This window comes from Bacillus sp. FSL W7-1354 (assembly GCF_038002405.1).
GTDB lineage: Bacteria > Bacillota > Bacilli > Bacillales > Bacillaceae > Bacillus > Bacillus paralicheniformis.
In genome coordinates this window covers 58,042-64,567 of sequence record NZ_JBBOCL010000002.1, presented here as the reverse complement: position 1 = coordinate 64,567, position 6,526 = coordinate 58,042, and the positions used below count along the sequence as shown (strand labels likewise).

General features: G+C 45.2%; 7 protein-coding genes. 3 read left to right on the top strand and 4 right to left on the bottom strand.

Features of this window, described 5'->3' with window-relative positions:
* Positions 1-202: 202 nt before the first annotated feature.
* Entirely contained in the window at positions 203-1,087 is an 885-nt protein-coding gene (locus tag MKZ04_RS21745) for a nucleotidyltransferase-like protein (protein WP_020450641.1), read from the bottom strand.
* A gap of 219 nt (positions 1,088-1,306) precedes the next feature.
* On the opposite strand from MKZ04_RS21745, the gene MKZ04_RS21740 reads away from it, so the two are divergent.
* Positions 1,307-1,654, top strand: a complete 348-nt coding sequence (locus MKZ04_RS21740) for a YgzB family protein (protein ID WP_020450640.1) — start codon at positions 1,307-1,309, stop codon at positions 1,652-1,654.
* A gap of 48 nt (positions 1,655-1,702) precedes the next feature.
* Here MKZ04_RS21740 and perR read toward each other — a convergent pair whose 3' ends face one another.
* A complete protein-coding gene (gene perR, locus MKZ04_RS21735) occupies positions 1,703-2,140 on the bottom strand; it encodes a peroxide-responsive transcriptional repressor PerR (protein ID WP_003179961.1) in 438 nt (145 codons plus the stop codon).
* Between the two features lie 212 nt (positions 2,141-2,352).
* Positions 2,353-2,826: a thioredoxin-dependent thiol peroxidase gene (bcp, locus tag MKZ04_RS21730; RefSeq protein ID WP_023855987.1), complete on the bottom strand. Its 474-nt coding sequence runs from the start codon at positions 2,824-2,826 to the stop codon at positions 2,353-2,355.
* Between the two features lie 155 nt (positions 2,827-2,981).
* Between bcp and MKZ04_RS21725 the strand changes: the two genes are divergently transcribed.
* Positions 2,982-4,280: a glutamate-1-semialdehyde 2,1-aminomutase gene (locus MKZ04_RS21725; RefSeq protein WP_020450638.1), complete on the top strand. Its 1,299-nt coding sequence runs from the start codon at positions 2,982-2,984 to the stop codon at positions 4,278-4,280.
* Between the two features lie 252 nt (positions 4,281-4,532).
* Positions 4,533-5,603 (top strand): FUSC family protein, encoded by a 1,071-nt coding sequence (locus MKZ04_RS21720; protein ID WP_341047297.1) that lies wholly within the window; start codon positions 4,533-4,535, stop codon positions 5,601-5,603.
* A 30-nt stretch (positions 5,604-5,633) separates the two neighbouring features.
* On the opposite strand, the gene MKZ04_RS21715 is transcribed toward MKZ04_RS21720, so the two are convergent.
* A complete protein-coding gene (locus MKZ04_RS21715) occupies positions 5,634-6,524 on the bottom strand; it encodes an ABC transporter permease (protein WP_328067047.1) in 891 nt (296 codons plus the stop codon).
* Positions 6,525-6,526: the final 2 nt, after the last annotated feature.

The following is a 6,526-nucleotide window of genomic DNA, read 5'->3' as shown; positions in this document are numbered from 1 at the left end:
AAATGTGCGATTTATTCAATGAATTAACAGGTGCGTTTTGTCTTGTTTAGTTTTCAAAGATCATTTCCGCTCCTGTCCGAAGCGACTTTATTAGTATAACATTTTCAACAAGGAGTGTCAAATGTTTTTTTGTTTTTTCGTCGCTGCTGCTTTCAGTTCAAAAACCGTTCCGCTAACAGCGACGCTTAATAATATATCACCGTTATAAATTAGTGTCAACACTTTTTTTGATAAAATATCCTCGGTGAAAAATCTTTTGGCCCTTTGTCTCAATCGGCTTGACTCCGACTAAGTCCTTTTCAGCCAAGAACTCCAGTATGACTCCCAGGTCTGCCGTGAAATACTTGAGATCCGGATGCTTGAGAAGATCGGCAAATTGCCAAACCTCTTTTTCATCCATGACATTGAGAATATGTGCGGCCCCGATTTCGGCTTTTGAATGAATGAGAAAATCGCTTGCGAGGAATAATAACTCAAGCCGTTTTTGCAAGCTTTCATTGCTCTCAATTAATTCCTTATACAATTTATAAACCTGAGGCTCCATGTGGCGGACTTGGTTCCATACCGTAACTTCTGGGTGAAAACCTTTATCGATCACTTCGATTCTGGCCAAATGATGGAGGGCGTGTACGATGGAATTGTAGGCGTCCAAAAATTGACCGTCTTCAAAAAACGATTTTCCTTCTATATATCTTCTGATTAATTTCCCATATTCAAGTCCGATTTTTAGTTTTCTTTCTGAAAACGGAAACGTATTGAGCTGCTCAATCAGCTTGGCGATAAATTCGTTTCGGTCGAAAAGCACCTTTCCATTGAGGACCCAGTCTATGATTCTTCTGTTTGTTCCGAGCAAAATCCATTCCTGAAGCTGTTCAACAGAAATAATATGAAGAGAAGCCGTTTTTCCGTCGAACTCATAATGCTTCACGAATACAGGGTCTTCAGCCTTATTAACGATAATCAACAAGGCCGCATCAAAATTATCTGTCGCAGATGAGGTTTGATTTCTCCTCTCAATCAGCATGACAGCGAGTGTGTCAGGGCGGCTTGCTCTTTCTTGGTAAATCGGACGGAGAAGATTTTCCATCACCATTCCTCCAATACGATGTAAATGCGTTGCTCTAAAAGCTTCTCTCTTTGTTTCTACCTATTTCTACGAGCCAATAAAAACTCCTTTATTTTGAAAACACATTGAATTATTATAATCAATTTCCCCAAAACTCTCTATAGAAATTTTCCAATTGATTCGTTTTAATTAAAGAATAACACATCTTTTCTATGCTATATTAGAGACAGGGGGATGGATATGGCAAAATACTCTAGCAAAATCAACAAAATCAGAACGTTTGCGTTAAGCCTTGTATTTATAGGCTTCATTATTATGTATGTCGGAATCTTTTTTAGGTCCTCGATCCTCTTGATGTCGGTGTTTATGATCTTGGGGGTATTGTCTATCTTGTTGAGCACAGCGGTTTATTTTTGGATCGGCATGCTTTCAACGAAAGCGGTTCAAGTCGTCTGTCCAAACTGTGAAAAACCGACCAAGATTTTAGGCCGGGTCGATATGTGCATGCATTGCAGGGAGCCTCTGACACTGGATAAAAACCTCGAAGGAAAAGAGTTTAACGAATCGTATAATCGAAAGTCTCAGTAGATGCTGCAATAAAAATAAGCTGACCGTTAAAAAAGCGGCCAGCTCTTTTTAATGGCTTTCTTTTTTGTCGCATTCCTGACATAAACCGTATATCTCCAGTCTATGGTGACTGACTTTGAATCCTGTCACATGTGAAGCCAGCTGCTCCACTTCGTCGAGGCCGGGATAATGAAAGTCGACGATTTTCCCGCAGCGTTCGCAAATTGCGTGATAATGCTCGGATGTCACGAAGTCAAACCGGCTGGAGGAATCTCCGTACGTTAATTCCTTAACGAGCCCTGATTCCTTAAAAACCCGCAAATTGTTGTAAACCGTTGCTACGCTCATGTTTGGAAATTTCCCTTCCAGAGCTTTATATATATCATCTGCAGTTGGATGAGACATAGAATTCACGAGAAATTCCAGAATGGCATGACGTTGAGGAGTAATTCGAACCCCGGTTTCCTTCAACGCTTCCAACGCTTCTTTCAGGTTATGTTCAGCCATCGTCATGCACCTCTCTTCTAAAAAAAATTCTTACATTATAACGTTTATAATTAGTGTAACTCCTGATCAGAATCTTTGTCAATTCCAATCCCTGTGAAAAAGCTATTTTTAAGGCGAAAAAGGCCGATATGATCAGCATGTCCGGTCAGACAGACGAATATGAGCGTAAAAAGAGACCAAACTAAAATACAGTCCGGCCTCCCGCAAGAGCTTTACGCTTCCGCGATTTCTTTTACTGCTTGAAGCGCTTCTGCGACATGGTCTTTTACCTTTACTTTCCGCCACTCTTTCACAAGGCGGCCTTCTTTATCAATCAGGAATGTCGACCTTTCGACACCCATGTATTCCTTGCCGAAATTCTTCTTCAGCTTCCATACGTCAAAGCTTTCAGCGAGCTTGTGTTCATCATCGACGAGCAGCAGAAACGGCAGATCGTGTTTCTGCTTGAATTTCTCATGTCTTGTCTGGTCGTCAGGGCTGACTCCGATGATGACGGCATCAAGTTCGGCAAAGCTTTCATGTCGGTCTCTGAAATCGCACGCTTCCGTTGTGCATCCCGGCGTCATATCTTTCGGGTAAAAATAGAGCACGACATACTTTCCTTCAAAATCCGACAGCTTTACTTTTTCTCCGTGATCACCCAGCAGTTCAATATCAGGCACCTTTTGTCCAATTTCAACAGTCATTGTTTTGCCTCCTGTTATGTTTAATCGCTTGCTTTCCCCCATTATAAAAAACAGCGCCCGCTTGTTCAAATGTTCGGCGGCTTCTTTTTTGCGCTCTGTCCGCCTCGTGTTACAATATAGAAATAGATAAAAGGTGCAGAAATGAGGAGGATATTATGCAGCATACTCAATCTGAAAAGCTTCATGAAGAAGCTCTTCAACATATAGTCGGAGGCGTCAACAGCCCCTCAAGGTCTTACAAAGCGGTCGGCGGCGGTTCTCCCGTCGCGATGGAAAGGGGAAGCGGCGCTTATTTTTGGGATGTAGACGGCAACAAATACATAGACTACCTTGCCGCATACGGACCGATTATTACGGGCCACGCTCACCCGCATATCACGAAAGCGATTCAAACAGCTGCTGAAAACGGAGTTCTTTACGGCACGCCGACAAAGCATGAAGTGACATTTGCCAAGATGCTTAAAGAAGCGATTCCTGCCTTGGATAAAGTGAGATTCGTCAATTCAGGAACGGAAGCCGTGATGACGACGATTCGCGTCGCCCGGGCCTATACAGGCAGGACGAAAATCATCAAGTTCGCCGGCTGCTACCACGGCCATTCCGATCTTGTGCTGGTGGCGGCCGGTTCAGGTCCGTCAACGCTCGGCACGCCTGATTCAGCCGGGGTTCCAAAAAGCATCGCAAATGAGGTGATTACCGTTCCTTTCAATGATATCGACAGCTATAAGGAAGCGCTCGATAAATGGGGGAACGATATTGCAGCAGTTCTCGTTGAACCGATTGTCGGAAACTTCGGGATCGTCGAACCGAAGAGCGGATTTCTCGAACAGGTCAATGAACTGACGCATAACGCAGGGGCACTCGTCATCTATGATGAAGTTATCACCGCTTTCCGCTTTATGTACGGCGGCGCCCAGGATCTGCTTGGCGTCAAACCTGATTTAACGGCGCTTGGCAAAATCATCGGCGGCGGCCTGCCAATCGGCGCATACGGAGGCAAAAAAGAGATTATGGAACAAGTCGCACCGCTCGGACCTGCTTATCAAGCGGGCACGATGGCGGGGAATCCGGCTTCGATCCTCTCAGGTATCGCCTGCCTTGAAGTGCTGAAAGAAAAAGGCACATACGAAAAACTTGACCGCCTCGGCGCTATGCTTGAAGAAGGTATCCTGGGACATGCCGAGACCCATGGCATCAATATCACTGTCAATCGTCTAAAAGGCGCGCTCACCGTATACTTCACGAACGAAAAAGTCGAAAACTATGAGCAAGCCGAAAATACGGACGGAGAAATGTTCGCTGCCTTTTTCAAACTGATGCTTGAGCGCGGAATCAATCTTGCGCCTTCAAAATATGAAGCATGGTTTATCACCACCGCGCACACGGAAGAGGACATTAAAGCGACGCTTAAAGCCGTGGATGACTCATTTAAACAATTGAAACAACGCATATAAAAAGAGAGCGGGTCCGCTCTCTTTTTTATCAAATGCGGAGCACTTTGGGAACGCGGTGAACAGGCACTTTCCGCCGGCTTGTTTTTCTTTTTTGTCAATGATTTGTTTTTTCTTAAAAATGGGTTGAATATTTCGGAAGATCGCTGTATATTACTTTATTGTTTGGCAAATTAACAGAGAGGGAATGTTCAATACAATTCATTTTCTGTAAAGAACGAATTTTATTATAGAAAGGGATGCAAGTACAGCCTAATGAAACTTGGTGCCCGTATTTTCAAAACAGGCATTGCCATTACGCTTGCGCTTTACCTCGCGTCTTGGCTCGGCCTTCCGACTCCTGTCTTCGCGGGAATCGCGGCTATCTTCGCGATACAGCCTTCGATCTATCGTTCATTTTTGACGATTGTCGATCAAGTGCAGGCGAACATAATCGGAGCTGCCACAGCCATTATTTTTGGACTTATTTTCGAACCCAGTCCGATCATCATCGGATTGACGGCGGTAATCGTCATTACGATCAACCTGAAGCTGAAGATCGAGAATACAATTTCGATCGCTCTCGTCACCGTTATTGCCATATTGGAGAGCTCCGGCGACAACTTTTTATGGTTTGCCTTGGTGAGAACCGGAACGGTTATTTTGGGTGTATTGTCTGCGTTCCTGGTCAACCTGATTTTTCTGCCGCCTAAATATGAAACGAAGCTCGTCAGCCATGTTGTTGAAAATACAGATGAAGTCATTAAATGGATCAGATTGTTGACGCGGAAGACAACGGAACACTCCATGCTAAAAGAAGACATTGAAAAGCTGAAAGAAAAAATGATGAAGGTCGATCACCTTTACTTGCTTTACAAAGAAGAAAGAAGCTATTTAAAACGTTCCACATATGTAAAACAGCGAAAGCTCGTGCTGTTCAGACAGGCGATCATTGCATCGAACCGCGCGCTTGATGCTTTGAAAAAACTGCACCGGCTTGAAAACGAGTTTTGTCATATGCCTGAAGAATTTCAAGAAACGCTGGTCGAAGAGCTTGATTATCTTCTCCATTGGCACGAGCAAATTTTAATGAGATTCGTCGGCAGGATTAAAACGCAGGATCACGTCGACCTTCACGAAGAAGGAGACGTGTACAAACAGCACTTGACCGAATCATTCCTGAAAAACCAGGACAAATTGAAAGAAGAACTGTTGGACTACAATATGCTGACCATTATGGCGAGCACCGTAGAATACCGAGAACAGCTTGAACATTTAGAAACCTTGCTCACAAGCTTTCAGACGTACCACAAAAAAGACAGCGAGCTTGAAGTTGAGGAAGAGTAAACCGGTTAACGAATACGTTAACCGGTTTTTTTATTTTCCTTCCTTCATTTTCGGATCAAGGGTGTCGCGCAGGCCGTCTCCCATCAGATTAAAGCCGAGCACGGTCAGCATGATCGCAAATCCCGGAAAAAATAATGTCCACGGGGCCTGCGCCAAATAAGGCCGGGCATCCGCAAGCATTTTTCCCCACTCCGGGTTCGGCGCCTGCGCCCCCAACCCTAAAAATCCGAGCGCGGCCGCTTCTATAATCGCCGTTCCAATATTCAGTGTCGCTTGAACGATAACCGGGGCCATGCTGTTGGGAAGAATGTGTTTAAACATCATCCTCATATTGGACATCCCGACAGCACACGCAGATAAGACATATTCCTCCTGCCTGATGCTGAGCACTTTTGAACGAACGAGCCTGCCAAACGTCGGAACGTTGATGATGGCGATGGCAATCAGGGCATTTTCAAGGGAAGGCCCGAGAATCGCCACAATGGCGATCGCCAGCAGAATGCTGGGAAACGCGAGCATGATATCAAACAGCCGCGAAATCAACGCATCAGCCCATCTGCCGTAAAAACCGGCGATCAGCCCTAACAGCGTCCCCGCCAAGGCCGATGCCAGACAGGAGAAAAAGCCGACCCATAAAGACAGCCTCGCGCCGTACAGCACCCTTGAAAAAATATCCCTGCCAAAATCGTCCGTTCCAAAAAGGTGTTCAGCAGACGGAGCGGCGAGCCTGTCTGACAGTGACTGGTCGTTTATTCCATAGGGTGCGATGAGCGGCGCGAAGATGGCCAGCAGGATAAACAGAGCGACTAAAATCGTGCCGGCGGCAGCCAGTTTATGCTCAAAGAACCGCCGAATATGTTCCGCCAAAGGCGAACGCACCTTCACGTCCTCCCTCTGCTGTTCATTTTGAAGCACAACCACAT